Consider the following 24,200-nt stretch of genomic DNA (forward strand, 5'->3'; position numbering starts at 1 on the left):
CTCAAGTCTATCTATAAGGCAGTTAAATAGGAGATTTACTAATATGGCTAGATCCAGCGGATTATTGGGTTCGCTCCCTACTGGTACAGAGGAGTGATAATCGGTCACAGTGAAACCATACCAATATCCCTCTAACTGGTTTGCTAAACGAATAAGCCCCAGCATTTTTGTTCGGGCTTAATCTGGCTATCGATGAAGGATCGGGATGCAGAGATAGCGATCTTTAAACAAGAGGAACCCTAGAGTTCTTATTTCCCATACAAAAACAATACGAAAAAGCCCCTAACATTGCTGTTAAGGGCTTCATCTTACTCTCGTTTAGAAAAGTGGCGGAGAGATAGCGGTCTTTAAACAATAGGAACCCAAGGGTTCAATTCTTTCTCTAACTCCCTCTAATACGAAAAAGCCCCTAACATTACTGTTAGGGGCTTCATCTTACTCTCGTTTAGAAAAAGTGGCGGAGAGATAGCGTAATTTAAACAACAGGAACCCAAGGGTTCAATTCCCAGTCCGCTTAAACGAAAAAGCCCCAGCAGTTCTGCTGGGGCTTAATCTGAATATGGCGGAGAGATAGGGATTTGAACCCTAGATGGGCTACAAACCCATGCCGGTTTTCAAGACCGGTGCATTCGACCACTCTGCCATCTCTCCGAACGGGGCAAATATTATAAGCATCTCAGTTTTATGTAAACCATTATTTCAGTTTGAGACTTCAAGCGGCTATCTTCTACCCATCTTGATTGATTCTTAACAAATATCGGTACAAATACATGTGCTACATGCCACTAAAGAAACAAATATGATATTGGCCAAGATCAAGATGTGCTAATATCTGCATATTGTTAATCTGTCTATTATTAAGTAGCACCTGCTATATGAATCCAAACGTCATTCCAGTTTCTGCATTGTCTCCTCACCATAACATTCCAACACTTTCTGAGATTGAACTTAATGCACAAGCTCTGTTATTAGGTCAGGAAAGAGTCATAGATGCATTCGAACTGCTGACAAAAACATCGAATCAACATATGTTCCTCGCAGATTTAGCGGGTATAGATAGATACCAATTTATCAAATCACTCACCTCCAGCATGGGGGAGATAGATGATCTGTATCTGCATAAGTCAATGAGTAATGAACAGTTAACTTTTGACTGGCGGAGTGACCACTCGGCCACGCCTGAAGATATTTTCTCTACCAAGAACCAGAGCTATCGCTACCTTTCCGGTAATATTAAGCGCACCGACCTCATTGGCCGACTCACTCAAACCGATAAGGATTCCGTTAACGGTAAGACTCAGTATATTCCCGGTGCGCTGGCGCAATGCCACTACCTGTTTATCTGCGCCGAATCCCTCTGGAAACGGGAGGGCTTGTGGGATCTTCTCTTAGAGATACTCAGCCATAGAGAGTACAGTGTCCATTCGACGCTCCCCCCTCTGCCTCTTAATTGTAAAATCATACTCGTTGGCTCCAGCACTCAGTTTAGTGTGTGCTGGGTTGAGGAGCCTCAGTTCTCGCTTCACTTCCCTCTGCTCGGAGAGATGGTAAATGAGCTCGATCTGAACATACATACGGAAGCCGACTACTCTTGCTGGCTGTCAGCCGTGGCCGAAAGTGTAGGTGTGTCGTTGTCACAATCGGCTCTGGCGCCACTTTTCTTACACTCAGCCCGTTTAGCAGATCACCAACAGAGACTTTCTCTGCTCTCATCTCAAATTGGACAGCTGTTAGCTCAGGCCAAGGCCTACTCGGGGCAAGATGAAGTTACAGCAGACAGCATCACTTTAGCGTTGAACAGGCACCAGAGCCGCCATAATGCGTCTGAAATGCTATCGGCTCAAAATTTTGACGATAAGTTTATAAACTTACCGACTGATAAATCTATTATCGGCCAGATCAACGGACTCACGGTACTGGACACCGTCGAATACAGTTATGGTGAACCAGCAAGGATCACGGCTTCGGTGCATTACGGCGACGGTGAAGTTGCCGATATCGAGAGAAAGTCAGAACTCGGTGGCAATATTCATGCAAAAGGAATGATGATCCTCTCCTCTTGCCTGTATCGAATCTTCGGCAAAGATGCACCTATGCACCTCAACTCCAACATAGTTTTTGAACAATCATATCAGGAGATCGACGGAGACAGTGCATCACTCGCCGAATATTGCTGCCTGATTTCAGCCATTACAGAAAAGCCGATAGATCAAGGCATAGCAGTAACAGGGGCACTCGATCAATTCGGAAATGTGCAAGCGATCGGTGGCGTTAATGAAAAGATAGAAGGCTTCTTCAACTTGTGTTCAAGACGCGGGCTGACCGGCAATCAAGGGGTGATAATCCCAAAAACTAATACTCAACAACTTAATCTTAATCCGCAAGTGATAGAAGCCGTTACATCAGGCGAATTTCACCTGTATGAAGTTGAGCACGTCGATGAAGCCGTGGAACGACTGATGAATATCACAGCAGGAGTTGCAGATAAAGATAATAACTTCCCGGATGAATCACTCTATGGCCTGGTTCAGCATCGTCTGGCTGGGTTAGCGGGCTACCAGGATGAAGAGAAAAGTTTTTTTGCGAAGGTAGTCGAAAAATTGAGCTTTTCCAGCTGATCGGAGTTGTTTAGCTTACACGTGTTCGCTAATCTTTAGCTCTAAAAATTGCTGAAGTGAAGTATATCAATGAGTAAAGCTAACAGTTTCAATAAAGAAGATCTTATAGCCTGCGGCCATGGCGAGTTATTTGGTAAGAACTCACCTCGTTTGCCAATAGATAATATGTTGATGATCGACAGAATCACCAAGATTAATGCAGATGGTGGTGAATTCGGTAAGGGTGAAATTGTAGCCGAGCTCGATATAAACCCCGACCTATGGTTTTTCGGTTGTCACTTTTCAGGCGATCCCGTTATGCCCGGTTGCCTTGGACTCGATGCTATGTGGCAGTTAGTTGGATTTTTCCTTGGCTGGGAAGGTGCTGAGGGCAAAGGACGAGCACTAGGTGTTGGTGAGGTGAAGTTTACCGGCCAGGTACTACCCGATGCCAAGAAGGTAACCTATAAGCTGACCATCAAGCGTAAGGTATACCGCAAGCTGGTCATGGGTATTGCCGATGCAACGATGGAAGTTGATGGACGCGAGATCTACAGTGCAAAAGATCTGAAAGTGGGTATATTCACCGATACCACATCATTCTAATCACTTTCTTTCGCCCATAAAAATGCCCTCTTAACTCACTGATATCTACCAAGGGTGAGGCCGGAGGGCAAAAATGCTGCGCTATTTATTAAATAAGCCACTTAGCCGGCCATCTACGCCTTCACGCCAACCCCCTAACCATTGTGACTTCGAGTCAAGTGTCGAATAAGGACAATTCTCCTTTGAGCGGCCACCTACTCCGGCCTGAAACCCTTTCGAAAAAGCTCTATCTAAACGATCTCTTTTTTGTCTCTTCATGCAAGCATCCTCTGTTTTACATACAAAGAAGCAGTAGCTTCACTAAACATAAATAGAGGTTTTTGAGTTCAAGATCAATCAAAATTTAACCGTTTTCAGTGGTTATTATTTAAGCTGTTGAGTTTTTTGGACAAAAAAAATCGAGGCAGTTGCCTCGACTTTTTACTAATAATGTTCTACTTAAACCTGCGACGCAACCAAAGCAGCGGTAAGGCAAATAACCAGGCGAAACTCGCAGCCCCTTTGCGCTTATAGTTCTCAGGCTCACCATTATCATCAACACAGTTGTTTGCATTGATGAACGCTTCATCGGCTTCCGCCCCATTAGGTTGCAATACCACCATACGCGGCAGGTATGAGGTCAAGGGGTCGCCATAACCATTTACGTCGAATACCGGTAAACCATTCTCACCAATAACCAGGTTGCCATCCTCATCAAGCTTGTATAGTGGCTTACGGATAAATGCCGTGCCGACAATGGTTCCATCTTCATTGATGCTATTCGCTTCTACGACCTTAATATCACTGTTATAGGTCAGTGTCACACCGGTGCCGTCCTGTACTTCGATCTTATTACGCACCCAATTACCGTCAGAATTTTTAACAAACCCTTTCGACTCACAGGTCAACAGCTTATTTAAGTTACTAAACTCGCTGGTTGTTTTATCAAACAGGAACCCCTCTTTCGGGCGCGGCTTCTCCTTGTCGTGGGTCGTTTCTATAAATCCGACAACCTGGCCCTTGTTATTAATATCTTTTGCTTTACTACTCAGATCGGAAGTGGCGTTATAAAAATCGTTTGGCGTAACGATCTCACTATCGGGATCTTTGGTATCGAAATAGAAAAACTTATCTCTTACATAACCTTCAAGGTACTGCTGGTAACTTCCCACCAGTATGCCACTATCATTGATATCGTAGGCGATAGAGCTGAACCTGTCATCTATCATCGGGATCCAATGGTACTCATAGTTACCATCGCCATTCTTGGTCCAGTAAGCAGCATCATAGGCAAGTTTGTCTTTATCATCTCTGCGATAGACATGAGAGCGCCCGACAACCACACCTTCACCATTGATACCTAAACCTTGTGCTCTGAACACGGTATCTGATGTAGAGGAAAGTCCTAATGGTAGCTCTTTACTCTCGGTGACCGAGCCGTCTGCGCCCAGTTGCCACAAATACGCCCTGACCTGATACTGAAAGCTGGTGAAGCCATTGGTGTCCGGATACTGCTCATCCTGTACACACACATCCACCGGATAGGTATCGCCAGAGATACAGCTATCTATCTTCTCTTTTGCCGTTTTTGAAAGCTCGGTCCCCGCATAGCCGGCAACCAGGTTATCAGCGTTGATAGCCGCGGCAACCGAATAACCACCAACATTAACCGTGTCGCTGTCTTTGACATATTCAGTCAGTGGAGGCATTAGCTCTACTTCTGTGCCGTCTGCCGTTTTAGCAAAGCCACGCTCTTCATATTCACGGTAATACCAGTAATCCTGCCCCTCGGTATCACCTGTGTACTCGACTTTTTGTTCCGGAGAGGTCATGGAACCAATTTTAATCCCGGAATCATTCATGTCGTAGTAGTTAACATCTACCGAATTGATAGACTCAGGGACCTCAGGGTCGGTATCCTTTGGCGGCGTAGTCCCATTCACGCTATCGAAGGTAGGCACCCAGGCACCAGAGGCTCCATTTTCATCTGAAGTGAAGGTAAAATTGTTAGCTTTGATTGGCTCGTTGATCGAGTAGGTGATCTTCTCTGCATCGGCAATACCATCTTCGATATCGATGACACCATCATCATCTTCAGAGGTATCCAGCTTCTTCTTGCCCTTTGAAACACCAACGGACTTGTTTTCGGCATTGACTGCCATACCATATCCGTTGCGGGTACTTTCCAGAGTGCCATTAAGATCGAAATCTTCAATATTTTTGATTTCATAGACAGGCGCAGCATGAGCGCCCTGAAGAACACCAATTACGCCTACGGCAACTAATGAAAGGGCTTTATCCAGTTTAAACTTCATTAACGCTATTCCCATTATTATTTTAGTCTTACTTGAGCGACTCAAGCTCTTCCCATCGCTCAAAGCAAACTTCCAACTCTTGCTCTTTATTGGCTAACTGCTCGAGTTGAAGGCTTATTTTATCCTGTTCCTGAGCATAAAACTCCGGCGCACTAATCACTTCTTGTAATGCCTCAACCTCTTGCTCTAACTGCTCCATAAGGGCTGGCAATGCTTCTAGTTCGCGTTGCAACTTATATGAAAGCTTCTTTTCAGGCTTAGGTTTTGCGGCCGTTTTAGCCTCTTTAACCTTGGCCTCGACAGGTTGGACACTCTTTGTTTCCTGAGGTTCCTCAGAATAAAACTTTGCCCCTTGCGAAACTGCATCCTGATAACCGCCGACATACTCGGCCCAACCACCGTTACCGGTAAACCACCAGCTACTGGTCACTGTATTATCGATGAAGGCCCTGTCATGACTGACAATCAATAAGGTGCCAGCATACTCAGTCAGTAGTGACTCTAGCAACTCTAAGGTCTCAATATCAAGATCGTTGGTCGGCTCATCGAGAATAATTAAGTTTGCAGGCCTTAAGAGGAGGCGGGCCAAGAGTAATCGGTTCTTTTCTCCACCAGACAGTGCTTTAACCGGTGTCCTTGCTCTCATTGGAGAGAAGAGGAAATCCTGCAGATAACTTAGTATATGTCGATCTTGGCCATTGATAGTGATGGTTTTCTTACCTTCACCGACATTCTCCTCTACCGTCTTTTCAGGATCCAAAGCTTCACGGTATTGATCGAAATAGGCTATTTCCAGCTTAGTGCCTACTTTTACACAACCAGACTGAGCCTCCAGCTGGCCGATAAGCAGCTTCACTAAGGTAGACTTACCGCAACCGTTGGGCCCAATCAATGCAATACGATCGCCACGCATCACAGAGGTGGTGAAATTTTTAACCAGGTTCTTATCGGGAAGATTATAGTTGAGGTTTTCTATGTCGAATACCAGCTTGCCGGAACGCTCCGTATCCGCCACGGCCATCTTGGCACCGCCCTGACGGTTAAGTCTTGCCTTACGCTCTACACGAAGCGCCTTGAGTGCACGCACCCTGCCCTCATTACGGGTCCGCCTGGCTTTAATGCCCTGTCTAATCCAAGCCTCCTCTTCCGCCAACTTCTTATCGAAGAGGGCGTTTTGTTCGGCTTCAACCCTTAACCATTCGGCTTTTCCATCCAGATAGGTCTGATAATCTCCCGGCCAGGACGTGACGACACCGCGATCCAGGTCGACAATTCTCGTCGCCATCCGCTGAATGAAGCCCCTATCGTGACTCACAAATACGATGGCCCCCTTATAACTGAGCAAAAACTGCTCCAGCCACTCGATGGTGTCGATATCCAGGTGGTTAGTCGGCTCATCGAGAAGGAGTAGATCCGGTTCGCTAACCAGTGCGCGGGCCAACGCGACTTTACGCTGCCATCCACCGGAAAGCTCACTGAGAGGACTATCAGGGTCTAACCCTAACAGGGCACAATTTTGATTGATGCGATTATCCAGTTGCCAACCATTTAGATGATCCAGCTCTTCCTGCAGACGTTCCATCTGCTTGAGCATACGCTCCATCTGCTCAGGAGTAGCCGTAGCAACATCATGAGAGAGTTGATGATAGCGCTCAAGCTTCTCACCCACCTCTTGCAGACCGGCAGAGATATATGAATAAACCGTGCCCTTCTCGGCCTTAGGGGGATCTTGCTGCAGGCGACTGACCTTAACATCGGTCGCAATATTGAACTCACCATCATCGAGGAGCACGTCACCACTTAATACTTTCATCAGACTCGACTTACCCGCCCCGTTGCGGCCAACGATACACACTCGTTCACCAGGCTCAATGGTAAAATCGGCTTTTTGCAACAATGGAGTATAACCATAGGCTAACGAACCATTATTAATACGAACTAGACTCAAGTTAAGCTCCTAAAAATTCTTGTAAACTGGTCATATCGAACGGCCAATTTAACTCTTTGTCTGTATCCTTGCACTTTAAAACAGGTATACGAGTGCCATACAACTCGGCAAGGTGAGGCTCATCGCAGATATCCTGCCTCTCATACTCTAAAGGAAGTTGGTCGAGTAATTGGGCCGCAAGTTCACACAGATGACAAACATCTGTGTGAAACAAGATATATTGTGACGACTTAGTCGGCATGGGTCAGTAACCAGGTGTTGTGGATGTGTGGGTTACGCTTGAAGTCCAACGGCAAAGTCTGGTTATCGATGTTTTTAACCTTGATCCCCGCAGCTTCAAGTGCCGCAACTTCCATCTTAAACTTACGCTTGTTGTTAGAAAATATGATCTCACCGCCTGGATTCAACAACTTAATCAGATTAGTCAGCAGTTCAACATGATCGCGAAGTACATCGAAAGAGTCCTCCATTCTCTTAGAGTTAGAGAAGGTCGGCGGATCGATAAAGATGAGATCGAAGGTGTCGTGGGTTCTGGTTATCCACTGTAAACAGTTGGCCTGAACAAATTCATATTTGTTGTCGTTAAAGCCGTTCAGCGCAAAGTTCTCTTTTGCCCAGTTCAGGTAGGTGTTGGACATATCGACGGTTGTTACCGAGGCTGCCCCGCCCATTGCAGCATGAACAGATGCAGTTCCGGTATAGGCGAATAAGTTAAGTACCTTGCGGTCTTTAGCTTTCTCACCAACCAGCTTTCGCGTGAGGCGATGATCGAGAAACAGGCCTGTGTCGAGATACTCCTTGAGGTTAAGTTTAAACTTAGCCCCATACTCGGTGGTGATTAACTCAAGTTTGTTGGCGTCGATCTTCTCATATTGGTTCGTGCCTTTTTGACGCTCCCGGGTCTTGAGGATGATATGCTCTGGATCTATGCCTATGGCTCCGGGCAGAGCGATTAACACATCGGTCAGGCGACGCTTAGTCACAGACTCTGGGATCTGAGAAGGCGCCGAATACTCCTGAATGACCACATAATCGAGATATTTATCGATAGCGACATTGTAATCAGGCAAGTCTGCGTCATAGAGTCGATAACTATCTATCCCCTCTTTCTTTGCCCACTTCTGTAACTGTTTGAAGTTTTTCTTTACCCGGTTAGTAAAAGGCACCGCAATATCACTGATATCTCCCTCAATCTTGATATTGGCAGGATCTACGCGTCGCGTATTTTCGGCATGTACCTTATAAAGATTGAAGGCGCACTCCAATGCACCGTTATTCATCTTCATCTGCTTATCGGCCTTAAGCTTCAATGCAGACAGGAGTTCAACATCACTGTTTAAAATGGCCAGGTTCCAACCGCCAAATTCAGCCTTGAATTTATCGCCTAGCTGATAATAGAGCTGTAAGAGCGACGTGACGTTACCTAATCGTTCACCATAGGGAGGATTACTGATGAGATAGCCGGACTCGGCCGGGACTTTCACATTGAGTGCATTGGCTACGTCAAACTCGATCAGATCTAAAACACCTGCGTTGTCAGCATTGCGTTTTGCCAGTGCAACCAGACGAGAGTCGATATCGGAACCAAAAAACTTAATCTTACATCGAGTCTTACCGATTGAAGCTCTGGCCTTAGCTTCATCGAGCAGCTCTTGCCAACACTTATCGTTGTGCCTCAGCCAATGTTCAAAACCGAAACGTTCACGGTGAAGTCCAGGGGCCATATCACAGGCCATCATCGCCGCTTCGATCAAAATCGTTCCGCTACCACAAAAAGGGTCCATCAGGGTAACAGGGTTCTTTTGCCATCCACTGCGTACCAACATGTTAGCCGCAAGATTCTCTTTCAGTGGTGCCTCACCCGTTGTCGAGCGGTAACCGCGTTTATGCAGTGCCGGACCTGAGAAATTTACTCCAATGGTGATCTGTCCGCGTCTGTAGTGAGCATCGATCCTGAAATCTGCATCGGTTCGCGATACATTAGGGCGGGAACAATCGTCGTCCCGAAAACGATCAACAATGGCGTCTTTTATCTTGAGTGCACCAAACTGAGTGTTTTTAATAAATCCACCCATACCATGAAAATCGATGCTGAAGGTACTGCGATTAGAGAACTGCATCTGCCAATCAATACCATAGGCGGCATTGTAAAGCTGCTCAGGGGATTCACAAGGACCCTTATGGATTACGAAGATTATCCGACTCGCAAGCCGTGACCAAAGCGTGATTCTGTAGCCAAGCTCCAAAGAGGCCGAAAAATAGACTCCGGCAACACTCTCTTTAATGTCAGAAGCGCCGAGCTCGGCCAGCTCAAGTGATAACGCGTATTCATAGCCCCTGGGAGCCGCAGCAAAGAAATTTAACATCGATAAATAGGCACACAATAAAAATTAATCACACATTATACCCCGAAGATGAGGCAAATGATAAAAAGTTATTGTTCAACCGCGTGATTAAACCAATTATATTCAGCTGGTTTTGGCAGCAAGGTCGCCTTTAGTGTTATTTATGAACACCAAACGACATAACAGGCAAGGCAAACCGATAACTGTAACAAAGCGTTGAGCAACTGATGCGACATGGTGTGAGGCATGGATAAGCCTAAGAAGCTGGTTCTGATTCTCAGCAAAAAACCTGTCACGCTCGCTGAGTTGCGCACTATTGAGATTCTGCCTCCCGCAGACAATTAGATTGAAGTTATCAATCCCCCTCATCAGAAAGTTTATCTAATTTTCATAGAGCAAAGCGTTATAATCTAATAACGCGGCAAAGGGAGTAGTTAAATTTGGTTTTAACTCCCGCTAACAACAGAGTTAAAGTTTATTATCGGAGAGGTAAAATAAGTCGGGAGTGAAGATAAGCGAAGGTAATACCGTAAACTCTGGCCGGAAAAACCAGAGTCCAAATTCTGAATAAGATATTTGATCAATTATTAAGCAGCAACAATCTGTCGGCTGGCCGTTAAAGGATATAACCTGTCATTCATAACTTTAATACACTCAAATTGCATCAAAGATTTACTAGCATTAAGAGAGAGCTCTTTTGATAAAAGCATAACAAGCGAAGCTTGAATATTTGTTTCAACTACCATCACCTGAGCATTTACCCCCTGACATCTTAATTGAAAGACTTTTGCCAGCTCGCTGTAGACACACATAGTACTGGTGTCAAAAAACCAGGACTTTGGCATCTGGGGCTTTAGCAGGAAATGAGCCGCCGTGGCGTTAAGGGCCAATTGTACTTTCGCAGCATCAGACACACTCATAGATTTAGATAGTCGCTCAAGAAATTCGATATAGAACTTGGCATGCTCGACACTGAACTCTAATTCCGATTGCGCATCGGGTATTAAATATTTTGATTTATAAGGGGTCAGAAACTCCATATCTGAGCCTAACGAAACGCTTAAAGAATTATGCGCTTCATTATATATCCATTGCCAATCCCTTTTTGGCATTAATAACATAACCTTTACCCATCATATAAAGTACAGCTCGATAATAGATGATAATTTATGCAATATCAAAATAATTTTTCAAAATATGATTTGGATAACAACACCTTATATAGATCAAACGCGATCATTTTTACGATCGCGCGATCTAATATTGATCTAAAAAAGATCTAAATACTATCTGGTTCTATAGGCAGCTACGATATCTTTAATTAATTTTGGACCCTGATAGATAAAACCTGAATAGATTTGCACCATACTGGCACCCGCATCAAGTTTATCCATTGCGTCAGAAGCGGTATTAATTCCGCCAACACCTATGATTGGAACCTGGCCTTTTAAACAATCGGATAACTGTTTAATAACAGCAGTCGACAATGAATTTAATGGCTTACCACTCAAACCGCCCGCCTCATTAGAGTTCATCAGACCACTTACACCGTCACGACTCAATGTCGTATTGGTGGCGATGGCACCATCAAATTTATTTCGAATGAGCGAGTCTGCAATTTTCTCAATCTCATCGGAAGAGAGATCAGGCGCAATCTTTAACGCGATCGGAACGTACTTTCCATGCTTCTCGGCAAGATCTTTCTGCTTGGCTTTCAGTGATCCAAGAAGATCATCGAGCAGATCACCATATTGCAAACTACGGAGGCCAGGTGTGTTCGGAGAGGAGATATTCACGGCTATGTATGCCGAATATTCATATACCTTCTCCATACAGATGAGGTAATCCTCTTTTCCCTGCTCTACCGGTGTATCTTTATTCTTACCGATATTGACACCAACCATGGCCCCCGACTTAGCCGCTTTCAGGTTCGCAACTAAGTTATCGACGCCTTTGTTGTTAAAACCCATTCTGTTGATAATCGCTTTAGCCGGCTTTAACCTGAATAGCCGCGGCAGATCATTACCCGGTTGAGGCCTGGGGGTTACCGTTCCCACCTCGATATGCCCAAAGCCCATGGCATGAAAACCATCTATGCATTCGCCGTCTTTATCCATTCCCGCCGCTAATCCAACAGGATTTGGAAAAGTCACGCCCATGAACTCAACCGGAGCTTGAATAAACTTCTGGGCATAAAAACAATCTAACGGGGTATTCGCTGTAGCTTTAAGACTTGCGATTGCGAAATTATGCGCCTTTTCAGGATCCATCTGAAACATGACTTTTTGAGCGATGTTGTAAAACATGTTTTCTCCTAGACCGAAAAAAGCCCCGGCAATTGCCAGGGCTGTTTAATTATTATTGTTTACTTTTGACCTTCACAGTGAAGTATCAAAAGGTTTAATTCACGTAATGCGACCGAGAACTTGGCAAACTCATGAATCTGCGAAGTCTTGAAGTCAGCAAGCATGTGGAACCATCTCTCCAATAAGCCCTGATTGGAGTCGATCCACTGCGTGATTATCGTTTCTGCATCACAAGTAGATGTACAGGCTCGCAGCACCACTGAGCTCAATGAACGCTGTTGCCAGTCTAACTCTTCTCTAAAGGCGGCTCTTGCAAGCGCTTGCCAGTGGTTCGCAACCGGTTGAGCACTAATCTGGTCTAAGAACCAGTGTAACTCGACACGTGCACCCAGCTTGAAGTAAGTCTCAGCAATTAAAGCTACTGACTTATCTTCGATTTCGGCTATTTGTGCGATATCCAGTGCAGAGAATAGAGTACTCATGTTAACAACATGGGTGGCCACATCTTCAGTAACGCCCTCTTTCATCAAGGCGGCTATTTCTGAACGTAAGCCCTCCAATTCGTCTTCAACCATATACTTATGAACATTCGCACGTAAATCGGCGAATACCGGCTCATAAAATGCCACCGTTTGCTCAATAGTCAGGTTGCGATTGCGATGGCGTAGGAACCAGCGGCAAGCTCGACGAATATTACGGCGGATCTGGTGTAGCATTTCACCTTGAACAACCGCAGGTATAATACCATTTAATGAAGTGATCTCTTTGGTTAAATCATATAAACCAAATACTTCACGAGCCATAGTGTAACAAATAGCGGCTTCGGCTACTGAGGCACCGGTCTCATCTTGCATACGTTGAACAAAATTAAGTCCCAGATCATTCACCAGCTCATTGGCAAGCGATGTCGCGATGATCTCTGCACGAAGCGGATGTGCCGCCATTCTATCACTGTACTTCTCCTGTAGTTGCTGAGGGAAGTAGGCGATCAACAGCTGACTCAGGAATGGATCATCGGTAATTTCCGGCGTTAATAACTGCTCTTTAAGCACCATCTTGGCATAGGCAACTAAGACCGACAGCTCAGGTCTGGTTAACGACTTACCATTTGCCAGACGCTCTGCCAGCTCGTCGTCGGTCGGAATAAACTCCAGGCCACGATCCAGCTTGCCATCTTTTTCAAGATAGTGAATAAAGCGGATCTGCTCTTTGAGCTGCTCTGCCCCGCGGACCTGTGTCACCGAAATGGTTCGGGTTTGGTCTTTACAGTCCTGTAGGACAATACGACCCACTTCATCGGTCATCTCGATCAACAGGCGATTACGCTGCTTCAACGTCATCTCGCCATCGGCAACCAGGGCATTCAACAAGATCTTAATGTTGACCTCATTATCCGAACAATCAACACCACCGACATTGTCGACGAAGTCCGTGTTCATGCGTCCACCGTTGCTGGTATATTCGATACGACCCAGCTGAGTACAACCTAAGTTACCACCCTCACCTATGATTCTGGCCTGAACTTCGTCACCATTGACGCGCAGTGCATCATTTGCCCTGTCGCCAACTTCGGCATGGGTTTCATTCGATGCCTTTACATAGGTACCGATGCCGCCATTCCAGATCAGATCCACCTTCATCTTCAGCAGCTCTTTCAGCAGCTCAGTCGGTGTCATCGATGCTTTCTTAGTTTCAAGCATCTTCTTCATCTCGGGAGACAGAGGAATAGACTTAGCCGAACGCAGGAATATGCCACCGCCCTTAGAGATAAGCTCTTTGTTATAGTCTTCCCAGCTTGAACGAGGCAGATCAAATAGCCTTTGTCTCTCTTCATAGCTCGAAGCCGCATCCGGGTTAGGGTCGATGAAGATATGCATATGGTTAAAGGCAGTCACCAGACGCGTGTGCTTAGATAACAACATACCGTTACCGAATACATCACCGGCCATATCGCCCACCGCTAGACAGGTGAAATCTGTGGTCTGGCAATCGATACCGATCTCACGGAAGTGACGTTTAACCGACTCCCAGGCACCACGGGCCGTGATCCCCATCTTCTTATGGTCGTAACCATTACTGCCACCGGAAGCGAAGGCATCGCCCAACCAGAAGTTATACTCTTCGGAGATGGCATTGGCGATGTCCGAGAAGGTCGCCGTACCTTTATCTGCTGCAACAACCAGATAGGGATCATCTTCATCATGACGTACCACATTTGCAGGCGGCACGATTTCACCATTGATAATATTGTCCGAAATATCCAGCAGACCACGAATGAAGAGGCGATAGCACTCCTGCCCTTCGGTAAAGAATGCTTCACGCCCCCCCTCTGTGGGGAGCTGTTTACAAACAAAACCACCTTTCGCACCCACAGGCACAATTACAGTGTTCTTAACCTGCTGCGCTTTAACCAGGCCTAAAACCTCGGTACGGAAGTCCTCGCGACGGTCTGACCAACGAAGTCCACCACGCGCAACCTTACCGCCACGAAGGTGTACACCTTCTACTCTCGGCGAGTAGACAAATATTTCAAATTTGGGCAACGGACGAGGCATCTCTGGGATCTCTTCCGGTGCAAACTTGAATGAAAGGTAACCCTTCTCTTCACCCGTTTCACTCACCTGATAGAAGTTAGTTCTCAAGGTGGCATTGATAAGATCCAGATAGCGACGAATAATTCTGTCATCATCGAGGCTGGACACATCCTCTAAGCGCTGGTCAATCTGCTCAACAAACTTACTCAGCGTACGGGTCTTGAGTTTCGGGTTAAACTTACGAATGAACATCTTAACCAGCAAATCAGCGATCTGCGGATAGTTAGTGAAAGTTTCTTCGATGTACGCTTGACTGAATGTCGCATCGATCTGGCGCATATATTTAGCATAGGCGCGTAGAATCGATACTTCGCGGCCACCCAGGCCTGTCGCTAACACTAAGCGGTTGAAGCCGTCATCTTCAAGCTTCTTTCTCCACACTTCTGACAATGCAGTTTGGAAACGATGCTGGCTGTCGGCGATGCTCTCGGTAGAGGTGCCCTGCACTGTCATTAAGAAATCAAGGATCCAATAGGTGGCCCCATCGGCGGTCTTAAGCTCATAGGGTCGTTCGTTGATCACTCTCAGACCGAAGTTTTCCAGCATTGGCAGAACATCAGAAAGATGAATAGGCTCATCTTTATGGAATAACTTCAAACGTACCTTACTGTTATTCAGCGCGGTTTCCTGAGGCTGATAGAAGAGCATCCCAAGTTGCAGATCATCGCCCAGCGCTTCCAGGTACTGAATATCGACGACAGCAGAGCTCGGTAGTACATCCTCTTTATAGCTACGGGGAAAGGCGTTGATGTATCGCTTGCTAAGACTCTTACCTAACTCTTCACCCTGAGCGCTACTCAATGCATCGTTGAGCTTATCTTCCCAAGAGCGGGCAGCTTCAATTAAATTATTTTCGATGGCAGCCACATCCACATCCATATTATTATTGTCGACTTTCACTATGTAATGAGTTCTGGCGAGCGTTGATTCTGAAAAGTAAGTGGTAAACTCAACTTCCGATTCGCTGTTAAAATGCTGCCCCAGAATACGCTGAGTATCTTCACGCAGTTTGGTGTTATATCTGTCTTTAGAGACATAAACCAGACAAGAGAGGAAGCGGCCAAAACCATCCTTACGAACAAACAGCTTCAGCTTGTCTCTGTCCTGCATCTCCAGCACGCCATGTGCAACACGGGCCAACTGCTCCACATTCCCCTGGATAAGTTCATCACGGGGTAATGTCTCCAGAATGTGCATCAAGGCTTTATAGTCGTGAGAACTTGGGGTCAATCCTGAACGGTCCAGTACCCGTTGCACTTTTTCCGCTAACAGCGGGATCTCGCGAGGACTGCGGTTATAAAGATTTGAAACATACAGTCCTAAGAACCTGTCTTCCCCAATGACATTGCCCTTGTCGTCGAATATTTTAACACCGACGTAATCGACGTAGGCCGGACGATGGACCCGACTCTTCTCACTGCTCTTGGTCAGAACTAATAAGCTGTTATCCAGCGCCTCCCGACGCGCCCCTTCAGACAACTTGGAGAGCAGCAGCCCATTTTCATTTTTTGGCTTGCCGGGAATATTCATCAGTCCAAGGCTGGTAGAGGTATCTGGGATCAGCTCCAGATCTCCCTCGACCTTACGTAGGTCATACCTACGGTAGCCCAGAAGTGTAAAGTGATGGTCATTGAGGTACTTAAGAAAGTTTATCGCCTCTTCTTTCTCACTCTTATGCCCTGGATATGGACGTGTATCGAGCTCAGTAATGACATCATTTAATTTAGCAGACATGGAGTCCCAATCGTTTACCGACGCGGCCACATCACCTAAGACAGATTCGATCTCTTTTTCTAACTGTTTGATATCCTTGTCACTGCTCTGTCTATCGATCTCGATCAGGAACACGGCCACACGTTCAAACTTATCACTACCTTCATCACCATATTGAACCTGCGTGATCATCCCCTTTGTTCTTTTTATTGAAAGAGGTGTATGCAGAACGGCGTGGGCTGTGATCCCGATTCTGTTGAGCGCCATGCCGACAGAGTCGACAAGGAAAGGCATATCTGGATGGATAACTTCGATAATGGAGTGAGTCGATTGCCAGCCATGTTTAGACTGACTCGGGTTAAATACACGTATATGTGACTCACCCTTAGGAGTGACATTTGCGGCATTCCATAAACTTAATACCGCGCCATACAGGTCACTGTCATTACGGGCATTAAGGTCGTCTTTCGACATATGAGCATAAAGGCAAGCCGCAAGTTGCTCTACTTGTTTAGATTGAGTGTTGGGAACTTTTGAATGAATTAGGTTGACTACATTTTCCAGTAGTACTGAAGGCATTGCATCTTTCAAGGCCATGTTGCTGTTTCCTTAGGGTCTATGGCAGCGCTTTTATAATTTTTTGGGATGCTTGTACAAATGACCGGGCCGGATAATGTGACCTAGGTCATGCGGGAAGTCTATTACTAAACCAGCCATTTTTCGAGTGTTATTTTAGTGGTTGAGCCTCTGCAAAACCAGTAATAGCGCTATTTTTATACTAAAGATGAGAAAACAATCGGCATTGCAGCGTAACTATGCAAACTTACGCCAATAAAAAAGGGAGCCGAAGCTCCCTCTATCCCTATGACGCTTTGGGTTTTCGCCAGAAAAATGCCCCTATTGCAGGCAAAATAATTATGGCTCCCAACATATTTACCAAAAACATAAATGTCAGCAGGATACCCATATCCATTTGAAACTTAAGTGCAGAGAAGAACCAGGTACTTACACCTATGGCTAATGTAAGGCCTGTGAATATAACCGCACTTCCCCTTTCAACCAAGGCTTCATAATAAGCCTCCTGAACCGGCATACCATCCCTTAACCTGACCGCCATGGTAGAAAGAATATAGATACCATAGTCGACACCTATGCCCACGCCTAAAGCGATCACCGGCAGAGTACTCACGGCCAGGCCGATATCCAGCTGTGTCATCAGTGCCTGAGCCAGAGTGGAGACCACATATAGCGGCAACACGACGGATACGGTTGCACGCAGGGATCTGAAGCTCAGCAAACAGAGAATAAATACTGCACCATACACATAGAGCATCATAGGCAATTGTGCTTCGGCCACCGCCTCATTGGTTGCAGCCATAACCCCAACAGGGCCGGAAGCCAACTTAAACTTGAGTTTGTCCGAGTCCATCTGAGCCGAAAGCGCCTTAACTTTATCTATCACCACCTCGATGGTTTCGGCTTTATGATCCTTCAGGAACAGATATACCGGCATGACCGAGCAGTCACCATTTAACAGCCCCGAGGTGGTGGGTACCCGGCCAACGGCCTGTACCAGGCTCGCCGTCGTGCGCGGTAACACCTGCCACTTAGGGTTTCCTTCGTTGAAGCCCGCGTTCACCCGTTTTGCGACCGATGCCAGGCTAGCCGTGGACTCGACACCAGGTGTGTTACGAACCAACCACTCAAACTCATCGATCTCAGACAAGACGGAGTGATAGGTACACGCCTCAGGAAATGCTTCTACTATCACTGTCATCACATCGGTTGTGATTGAAAACTTATCTGTTATGTAGAAAGTATCCTGATTGTATCGGGAATCGAAATGCAGCGCCGGAGCTCCCCCCTGCAGATCACCAACCTTCATCAAGCTGGCTTGATGAGCACCGAGTGCATATAGGCCTGTGGTAATAACCAGCACCCAAATAGCATATTTAGTGGTTGCAAATGCAGAGAGTCTCTTCCATATATGGTTGATTCCATCGTTGGAGGGATCGTGAGACCTTTTTGGTGGCGTCACCTGAGTATATGAGATCACCAGAGGCAGCAAGATCAAGTTGGTTAAGATGATCACCCCGACTCCCAAAGAGGCCGATATTGCCAACTCACGGATAATGCCGATATCGATTGCAAGCAGGGTTAAAAAACCTATGGTATCGGACAGGAGTGCGATTCCGCCCGGGATCAACAAGCTTCTAAACGCCGATGCCGCCGCCGATTTAGTTGACTTACCATCGGCAACACGACGCCTGACCGCGTTGATCATCTGCACACTGTGACTCACACCAATGGCAAAAACCAGAAATGGGATCAAAATTGACATAGGGTCTAAGCCAAAACCCAGAACGGTCAATAAACCCAGTTGCCAGATCACCGCAATTAAACTGCACCCCAGGGGCAATATGGTTAGCACGACTGACTTGGAAAACAGGTATACCATGATTGCGGTGACAATGATCGCGATCAGGAAAAACAGCACGACCCCTTTGGCGCCATCGGCAACATCACCGGCCATCTTGGCAAAGCCTATGATATGGATCTTGATATCATCATTCTCATATTGCGTACGCAACTCCTGTTCGAGTTGCTCAGCAAACGCCAGGGTATCGAGAGGTTCGCCGGTTTGAGGATCAAAATCCATCAACTGAGCTGTCACCATAGCCGCTGAGTAATCTTCGGCAATGAGACGACCGACGATTCCCGCCTTTTCAATGTTATTTCTGACAACGGCTAAGCCGCTACTGGTTGTGGAAAAATCTGCCGGGATCACCGGTCCCCCGGCAAACCCATCTTCCACCACCTCAGTGAATCGTGTCGATGGCGAGAAGAGTGACTTCACCTGTGCCCTGTCGACACCCGGAATGAAAAACAGTTGATCATGCACATTCTTTAGCGCATCGAAGAAACGCTCGTTGAAGATGTCGCCACTGCTATCTTCGACCGCAACCATAATACTGTTAGCACCACCAAACTGTTTCTGGTGCTTAAGGTAGGTCTGCATATAGCTATGATTAAGCGGAATATTTTTTATGAAAGCCGCATCCATCCTCAGGTTGCTGGCCTGAAAGGCTAAAAATACGGTTGCCGCAAGAAAAACAAGAATTACAAATGCTCTATGCCTGAATAGATAGGATTCAAGTCCATTTACCATTTTATCTAACATCTTTAGGATCCTATTATTATTTTAATTCGAACAGGCCTTTGGTTCCTGCCACCCAAATATGTCCCTGTGGATCTTGATTTATAGCGACGAGGTTTTCTCCCTGACGCTGCTCGATTATCCGGCTCTCTCCGGCGACAGGCAGATCGATGATCACACCGGCATTACCGACTAAAGTTAGCCCTCCGTCGTCGTTGGAGATAGCGCCATTAATTGTCGACTTCACAGGTAGCACCACCTCAGTCCAGCTGCCCATCTGCAGATCAGTTTGAAAGATATGCCCCCTGAGCCCCATCACGAATATGGCGCCGTTATTTTGAACGGCATTGAACATCGAACCTTCATAGGTGAAATCTATTTTCTGCCACAACTTGCCATGATCATCTGAGATGGCGACTAACCCAAGCTCGCCAACCATGATGAGTCGTCCCGTTGTCATGGAAATAATTCGATTAAAGTGCGGCAGCAAGGTGCTGCGTTCGCTAAGATACAGGGCTTCATCCTCTGCCTTTAGCTCGGCCAGATAACTGACATCCTCCTCAAACAGTAACTCCTCATGATATTCACTGTTCCAGCTGTCGCCGCCATCTGATGTTCTGTAAAACAAGCCATAGGCACCTATTGCGACGCCATTTGATTCATCGAAGAAGAAGATATCCATCAGAGGCTTCTCAATCTCCGGTGCCCCCATCTGTTTGTGCCAGGTAAGACCGGCATCTTTGGTATGAATAATGGTCGCGTCGTGGCCTACAGCCCAACCAAGTTGAGGTGTAATGAAAAACGCCTTGGTCAGGTGCGCGTCGGTCGGCGTTGGCACCTGCTTCCATGGAACAGTTTTATCTGCGTCAAAAACGAAAACATGTCCTCGTTCACCAACGGCTACCGTTGTCGTTCCATTTGTGGCGATGTCGAGGATGATTGACTCTAAGGCCAATGGCTGAATTTGACTACTTGAACCATTTGTATCGCTTGCCATAGCACCGGCTTGAAATAAGAAGACAGCGATTAAACTAACAGAGACAAATCGAAGCATGCTAAACAACATACAGACTTCCTTAAGAGATAGAGGGGTACCTGAGGTACCCCCTTTTGTTTGGGAGAATTAACGAATACCGGCACGTCTTAATGCCGCAGGAGTAAAGTTAGCTTCACTCAGCTTGGCATCAAAATTATACATACGGCCTTCGTTGTCCAGCCCCATTGCTATATAACGGCGAGATTGAAGATCATGGAACACCTCGAGCGTACTCCAGTGTGTCGGTACTTCGTAATAGTTGATGGCATGTGCGAATGCGACACGATACAACTCATCACGATTATCGTAGATATCGGCAAGAGATACCTGCCAGGAGTCCTCATCTATGTAGAAGGTACGTGTTTTATAGATATGGCGCATACCATCTTTTAGCTGAGCCTTAACTATCCAAACACGATGCTTCTCCCAACGAACAAATTCAGGGTTAACATGTCCGGGGTGAATGATCTGATCATATTTAAGCTTATCGGAATGCAGCTTGTAGTCATTATATGGAATATATACTTCCTGCTTACCGATCAACTCCCAGTTATAGCGAACCGGTGAGCCGTTAAACATGTCAAAATCGTCCGTTGTTCTCAAGCCATCTGAGACCGAACCCGGCGTATCGAAAGCCACATTAGGCGCCTTTCTGACTCGGCGCTGGCCTGTATTGTAGGTCCATGCCTGACGAGGCAGTGCTTCTTGATCCATCGTCTCTTTTACAAGCAACGCCGTTCCGGCAAGTCGCGCCGGTTGCGTTACAACCTGCTTGAAATAGAACAGGGTATTTGAAGCGTTGAGTTTATCTAAGGTGATCTCCGGGCGTGAATACTGGAAACGGATCTCCTCGGCTGTTTCAACCAAAGTATAACTACCACTGGCTGTCGGTGCCGCCTGACTACGGGCCGTTTCAACATCGACACCACGGAAACGAAGCACATGGTTCCAGATCACCTCTAAGCCATTCTTAGGCATGGGAAATGGCACGCCGATAGATGCGCCTTTTACACCATTACCGTCAGAAACCAGCTCGGCACGGGTCGCATTGGCTTTAGTCGCATCATAGACAAACTGAGGCACCGAAGCGGTACGGCGAGTCTGATAGACATTCATCTTGAAGGTATCAGGGTAAAGCTCGAACAGCTTTCTCTGGCCGTCGGTCAGATGTGCCTTATATTGATCTTTATTGGCATTGGTGATGGTAAATTCTATCTTATCCTCAGGGAAAGGATCGGGATGATGCATCCCCTTCTCATAGCCGGCAATGGCAGAGGTGATCCCGCCGTCCCAGGCTGGAATCGAACCATCCGCATTACCCGCCTTAACACCACCGAGCGGTGTTAACTCGGTTCCGAGCTTAGCAGCTTCAGCATCTGTAACTTTTGCCAATGCGGCAGGTGTAGTCAGCGCTAGTATCACAGACGCCGACAATATCCCAAGTTTATTCATTGTTATTGTCCTTGTGATTAGATTGAGTACTTGATGTTGAACGACACATAGTCACGATCTGACATCTGGTTTGTCGTGCCTACACCACCGAAGAAGCTGTTATAGGAGAAGTCTGCTCCCCAACGACTCTGGTAATCGAAGTTCACACCTACCGAGACTGCTTTTTTACCCTCGGTAAACAGGAACATAGGATCGGGCGTGATCCCCTTCACGTCGTGCGAGAAGATCACGCGGGGCGACATGTTGATCCCAGAGAACAGGTTGTTGTAATCCGCTTTGGCGACCAGACGATAACCCCAGGCAAAATCGGTAGGGAATGGGTTGGTCTCGGGTCCGTTATGGACACCTTCGATAATGCCCGGCATATCCGGATTGCCACCTGAGCGAGCCGTGCCCGGGCCATTGAGTCTTAGCTCATCGAAACCTGGCATGTCGTGGATCCAGACACCGCCTATCTCGGCCAGCATAACCAGATTATCTGTGCCAAAGGTAGGACCAAACAGATGAGTAAAGGTCGCTTGAGCCTGAGTGGTGTCCAGACGTATATAGCCCTCGGCATACTCACCCGGGCCTACGTCATCGACATAGGAGGTATATTGTGAGATACCGTCAAAGTCAGGTCGGATACCGGCATTAGCCAACTGCTGTGGCATAGCGGCAAAGAGCAGCTCCACGTCATCTATCTGCAGCGGTTCATCCTGACGGTGAGCAATTTCACCGGCAACCGAGGTATCGCCTATCAAGGTGTTGAAGCTGAAGCCATAGAGTTTAATATCTTCAGGGTATTCGATCTGCGCCTTGGAGAAGGTATCGAGTCCAAGCAAGAAGTCACGATCGACGCTTCCACCGGTGGCAGCGAGTGCACCGAGTTTAGCAAGATCTTTACCAATCGCCAGTTGACCGAAGTCGGCTGTTGTACCGCTAATCAAGGGTCTGCGGCTATGGTAGTTCATGTAGTAGAGGCCAAACTCGGTCTCCCACAGCTCCGGCGAGTAGTAACCCAGCTTGACACCATACTGGCCAGAATCGCTGGCACTTGCCTGATCTTGTACCAGTGTCGCCTTCGTCGGATAGGCTAAAGCTAATGCACCAAGCGTCGCATCGTCATAATTACCCGAGATAACCATCTGTGCCAGTTTATTGTATTCCGCCTCGAGGAACTCCAGATTCATATCCGGGTTTGCCTGGAAACCTAACTGAGCATTCTGGCCATATCCGCCATAACCGGCGAAATCGTTGGTCGAGAAGTATGAGCCCGGTGTCGGTACCCATACCGGTTCCCAGTCATATTGATAGAAGGCTTCTACAGAAAGCTCATCTGTCATGCCAAATGATGCCCACACCATGCCCTGAGGTCTGAACGCTTCCTTAAGCTCTGCGCCCGGCGCATTGAGGATATTGAGATCGACAGGGTTAATCACACCGATACCGTGGGGGATCAAGGTACTCTCACCCCATGAGACAACCTGGTTACCGATACGGATAGAAAGTGGATTGGCCCCCTCGTTGAAGTCGAAGTCACCATAAACAAATGCATCGAGTAAGCGTATATCTTTACACTGTACTTTCGAGGCTTCAGAGTCCATACAGGGGTCATACTCTTTACCCGTTAACGGATCGCTGTAACCATAGTCGCCATTGTTGGCTTTCTGATCATAGAAATACATGCCACGGGCGAAGAGGCCGAAGTTTTTGTACTTGAGCGAAAGCTCGTGTAAACCCTTGAACACCATGGCCGTGGTATCGCCTTGAGAATAGAGCAGATTACTCAAGTCACCGTTACTGGAATATGACCCGGGTTGAGCCCAAATCTCGGCGGAGGTATATTTCGTATTATTGAACGCTGAGTAGTTGGACCAATCAAATCTGGGATGGTTAACTTTACCAATATGGTTATCCCAATCTCTCCCCTCGACCCGCCAACTCGCACCGGCTGACCAGGTTGAATCGAATGTTCCTTGCACTTCGCCCCAATCAAAAGATACTGCATTGGCGCTGGAAGTCACTCCCATACTCAGCGCCGCAACGATCCCCAAAGCAAGCGTCGACTTGTTAAAGCCGTTTATAACCTTTTTCATTTTAGCTTCTCTCCATAACCTGCTGGATTCTTGTTATAGGAATTGATAACCAACATCTTGTTAGCTTACAGGTA

The 24,200-nt window shown here is 46.7% G+C and carries 14 protein-coding genes and 1 tRNA gene; 2 read left to right on the forward strand and 13 right to left on the reverse strand.

Annotated elements, in window-relative coordinates:
• Window positions 1-560 precede the first annotated feature (560 nt).
• Window positions 561-651: transfer RNA gene (locus Q1B47_RS03675), tRNA-Ser, on the reverse strand.
• Between the two features lie 224 nt (window positions 652-875).
• Here Q1B47_RS03675 and Q1B47_RS03680 point away from each other — a divergent pair.
• Window positions 876-2,618, forward strand: a complete 1,743-nt coding sequence (locus Q1B47_RS03680) for a S16 family serine protease (protein WP_299788848.1) — start codon at window positions 876-878, stop codon at window positions 2,616-2,618.
• Window positions 2,619-2,687: 69 nt separating this feature from the next.
• Window positions 2,688-3,203: a bifunctional 3-hydroxydecanoyl-ACP dehydratase/trans-2-decenoyl-ACP isomerase gene (fabA, locus tag Q1B47_RS03685; RefSeq protein WP_299788850.1), complete on the forward strand. Its 516-nt coding sequence runs from the start codon at window positions 2,688-2,690 to the stop codon at window positions 3,201-3,203.
• An 81-nt stretch (window positions 3,204-3,284) separates the two neighbouring features.
• Here the strand turns inward: fabA and rmf are convergent, their stop codons facing one another.
• The 12 genes from rmf to Q1B47_RS03745 form a co-directional block, all read right to left on the reverse strand.
• Window positions 3,285-3,461, reverse strand: a complete 177-nt coding sequence (gene rmf, locus Q1B47_RS03690) for a ribosome modulation factor (RefSeq protein WP_076413652.1) — start codon at window positions 3,459-3,461, stop codon at window positions 3,285-3,287.
• A gap of 176 nt (window positions 3,462-3,637) precedes the next feature.
• Window positions 3,638-5,497 (reverse strand): DUF3466 family protein, encoded by a 1,860-nt coding sequence (locus Q1B47_RS03695; protein ID WP_299788853.1) that lies wholly within the window; start codon window positions 5,495-5,497, stop codon window positions 3,638-3,640.
• Between the two features lie 28 nt (window positions 5,498-5,525).
• Window positions 5,526-7,445 carry an ABC transporter ATP-binding protein gene (locus Q1B47_RS03700; protein ID WP_299788854.1) on the reverse strand — a complete coding sequence of 640 codons (1,920 nt, stop codon included), beginning with the start codon at window positions 7,443-7,445 and terminating at the stop codon, window positions 5,526-5,528.
• Window position 7,446: 1 nt separating this feature from the next.
• The gene (locus Q1B47_RS03705; protein WP_299788855.1) at window positions 7,447-7,686 is read right to left on the reverse strand and encodes a glutaredoxin family protein; all 240 of its coding nucleotides are present in this window, start codon (window positions 7,684-7,686) and stop codon (window positions 7,447-7,449) included.
• The gene (rlmKL, locus tag Q1B47_RS03710; RefSeq protein WP_299788856.1) at window positions 7,676-9,811 is read right to left on the reverse strand and encodes a bifunctional 23S rRNA (guanine(2069)-N(7))-methyltransferase RlmK/23S rRNA (guanine(2445)-N(2))-methyltransferase RlmL; all 2,136 of its coding nucleotides are present in this window, start codon (window positions 9,809-9,811) and stop codon (window positions 7,676-7,678) included. The genes Q1B47_RS03705 and rlmKL overlap by 11 nt, the downstream gene beginning before the upstream one ends.
• A 566-nt stretch (window positions 9,812-10,377) precedes the next feature.
• Complete coding sequence (locus tag Q1B47_RS03715; RefSeq protein ID WP_299788857.1) at window positions 10,378-10,911, reverse strand: cell division protein ZapC; 534 nt, start codon at window positions 10,909-10,911, stop codon at window positions 10,378-10,380.
• A 165-nt stretch (window positions 10,912-11,076) separates the two neighbouring features.
• Window positions 11,077-12,096, reverse strand: a complete 1,020-nt coding sequence (gene pyrD, locus Q1B47_RS03720; RefSeq protein ID WP_299788858.1) for a quinone-dependent dihydroorotate dehydrogenase — start codon at window positions 12,094-12,096, stop codon at window positions 11,077-11,079.
• 59 nt (window positions 12,097-12,155) lie between these two features.
• Complete coding sequence (locus Q1B47_RS03725; RefSeq protein WP_299788859.1) at window positions 12,156-17,000, reverse strand: NAD-glutamate dehydrogenase; 4,845 nt, start codon at window positions 16,998-17,000, stop codon at window positions 12,156-12,158.
• Window positions 17,001-17,265: 265 nt separating this feature from the next.
• The gene (locus tag Q1B47_RS03730; protein WP_299788860.1) at window positions 17,266-19,584 is read right to left on the reverse strand and encodes an MMPL family transporter; all 2,319 of its coding nucleotides are present in this window, start codon (window positions 19,582-19,584) and stop codon (window positions 17,266-17,268) included.
• A 16-nt stretch (window positions 19,585-19,600) separates the two neighbouring features.
• A complete protein-coding gene (locus tag Q1B47_RS03735) occupies window positions 19,601-20,626 on the reverse strand; it encodes a YCF48-related protein (RefSeq protein ID WP_299788862.1) in 1,026 nt (341 codons plus the stop codon).
• 57 nt (window positions 20,627-20,683) lie between these two features.
• Window positions 20,684-22,048, reverse strand: a complete 1,365-nt coding sequence (locus tag Q1B47_RS03740; protein ID WP_299788864.1) for a DUF1329 domain-containing protein — start codon at window positions 22,046-22,048, stop codon at window positions 20,684-20,686.
• A gap of 17 nt (window positions 22,049-22,065) precedes the next feature.
• Window positions 22,066-24,126 (reverse strand): DUF1302 domain-containing protein, encoded by a 2,061-nt coding sequence (locus Q1B47_RS03745; protein WP_299788866.1) that lies wholly within the window; start codon window positions 24,124-24,126, stop codon window positions 22,066-22,068.
• Between the last annotated feature and the right edge of the window lie 74 nt (window positions 24,127-24,200).

It is taken from the genome of uncultured Shewanella sp., assembly GCF_947501225.1.
Classification (GTDB): domain Bacteria; phylum Pseudomonadota; class Gammaproteobacteria; order Enterobacterales; family Shewanellaceae; genus Shewanella.